Below are 2,674 nucleotides of genomic sequence, written 5' to 3'. Positions count from 1 at the left end.
ATATATACTATTTTAATATTTTATGTTCTACTTTATACTTTTCTTTTAGTATAAAACACAATCATCACTATTCATTATTTAAATTTATACTTTATAAACTCCATTTAGAAATTCTAGATACTAAAGTATTATTATTTTGATTAACAATAACTGTTTCAGTTAAAGGATTATATGTATAAGAAGAAATTTCATAGTTTGAAAATTCAGTTAAATCTAAGGGTACTGCAGCAAAGGGATTTCGATGAATTTGCAATCCATCTAACAAACTTTCAAAATACATTTCATTAGGTAATTCATTAGTAATTCTTCCTTCTTTTATATGAAATGTATTTGCTTGAATAATACATTCTGCATCAGAACAGCTAACAGCTTTACTAAATGTTGCAGTTGTACTAAAAATCACAGCACTAATTTCTTTATATTTATCATTCGTAAATAAACCAACATCTAATAAAGTTTTTTCATTCTTTTGAATTTTATCTATATTTATAAATTTTGCTGTTACTTCTTTATCTTCATTGATTTTTGTTTTAACTCTCTGACCATATAAAACTAAATTAATAGCTTGGTTATTTTGAATAAAAAAAGCATTTTGTTCAAATGGAGCAAGAGCAATAACAAAAGGTTTTCCTTTTACATGTTCTAAGTCAACATATTTTGATTTTTTATATTTATCACCAATTCCCATATAATGTTTGTATTTTTCACAAATAGAATTTAGAATTCGGACACTTGCAAAATTAATTAATTCTTCATATGTTCTTTTTTTATCTTTTTCATAATGATGCTTGTCACCTTCTGTTCCATTAGTAATTACGGCTTCAATGATAAACTCATTTCCATATGGTGATTTAACTGCAAAATCTGGACTTTGTTTTGAAAAATCAATATCCATTTTTAAAACTCTTAGACATTGATATAAATATAGCTCCCAAAACATTGAATTAAAAGTTTCCTGAAACTGCTTAGCAAACTTATTATCTCTATCTTCAAACCCCTCTGTCCAACTTTCTAAAACCTCTCTTACAAGTTTGTATTTTGGATGTAATAAATTCTGAAAATTAGGATGCAATTTATTTTTAGTAACGATTTCAAACAAATCAAAAGTTTTTTCACGTTTAGAAAAATCTCTAGTTGATAATTTATAGTAAAATAGTACTTGCTCAACAATTCTAATTCTCATAATTGAAGCAAGATTATAGTCATCAAATTTTATTGCCATATCAGCTGTAACCATATCTAATAAATCATGAGCAGAAGCTTTTTTAAATTCATCTTTAATAAAATTTTCTTCACTACTATTCAGACTAGTTTCATTTATATCCCATTGAATAATTCTTCCATGGATATATGGTATTTCCCAAGTTTTTGCAGTTTTTACTTCCTCTAAAACAAATCTTAATGCAACTTGATATGGGTTAACACTAATTAACTCAATAATTGATATTACATCATTTCCAAAACTTTTTATCAAATCATATTTATCTATATTTTTTTTCATATATTCTCTTTTTATTATAATTAAACATCTTCAAACAAACTCAAAACATAAAATTTCAAATAAAATGTCTTTTAAATAAATGGATTTATATAGGTTCATTTATTTACAAACTTTTGCAATGTTTTTCTAGTGTATCAAAATGTAATTTATCTGATTTTTCAATAATTTTAAATAAGGTTAATAAACCATCTTTTGTTTCTGTTTTATCAATATGTAATATTGCACTCATTGGATTTGTTTGGTGAGAGTATGAATTTGTTAATTTATAAACCTTCTCTATCTCAATCTCCAATCCGGAATCTAGTAAGATTTTCTCTATTTTTCCTTTCCAATCACCATTTCTAGGTATTTTAAAAGTTGCAAATAGTTCAATAAATCGTCTTGCTATATTATTAATTTGATAAAGTTCATCAACAGAAAGATTATCCTTCTGATTAAAAGAATATAGTAAATAATATAAATATTGATATTCTGATTTAAAATCTTTTAGAGTTTTTTCTAATTCACTAATTATTGCTATTCTCTTATCAGATTCAAATTTATTTTTTATCATAAAGAACTCACAAGCTAATTTTTTTTGCTTATCAGGTGTTCTAGTTTTATTTTGTCGGTTAACATTACTATTTTTTTCACTATACCAATCTTTAATTAGATTAAAGAATTCAAAATTATGTGTTGATATAAAAAGCTGCTTAGATTCAAATAAAACTCTTTTAATAAATGCATATACATTTATTAAATGATTTGAATCTAAACTAGAAATAGGATCATCTAAGTAAATGATCATATTATTTAAGCTGTTTTCTCTATAGTTTTTATTTTCTAAATTTGCCATAAAATATGCAAAAGAGATTGCTGTCTTTTCACCTTCACTTAAATTTTTTGCAACTTGACCATACCTTTTTAATTGATAATTATCTTCACTTTCTGTTGGCTCTATTTTTATATCTTCTTTTGTAAAGAATATTTTTAGATAATCATTGATTTTTTCTGCACCTTTTAAAGATTGCGAAATTTCTGATTCTAGACATTTTCTTTCAGTATCAATTGTAGTAATAAGATCTTCTGCTCTTTGAGCTTTTTCATTTTCATTTTTACTAGCATCAACTTTAGTATTATAACTTATCAAATTCATAAACTTTGCAGTATAGTGATATATTAATTTTCTTTTTG

The 2,674-nt window shown here is 24.2% G+C and carries 2 protein-coding genes; both read right to left on the bottom strand.

Translation table 11 applies throughout. From position 1 onward, the window contains the following. Window positions 1–91 precede the first annotated feature (91 nt). On the bottom strand, window positions 92–1,501 hold the full coding sequence (locus ACERKK_RS12740) for a hypothetical protein (RefSeq protein ID WP_373773454.1): 1,410 nt from the start codon (window positions 1,499–1,501) through the stop codon (window positions 92–94). 103 nt (window positions 1,502–1,604) lie between these two features. Next, on the bottom strand, window positions 1,605–2,674 hold a 1,070-nt coding region (locus ACERKK_RS12735), incomplete at its 5' end, for an AAA family ATPase (protein ID WP_373773453.1).

Origin of the sequence: Poseidonibacter sp., from assembly GCF_041821165.1 — a bacterium.
Lineage (GTDB): Bacteria > Campylobacterota > Campylobacteria > Campylobacterales > Arcobacteraceae > Poseidonibacter.
This window is presented reverse-complemented; position numbering and strand designations above follow the sequence as displayed.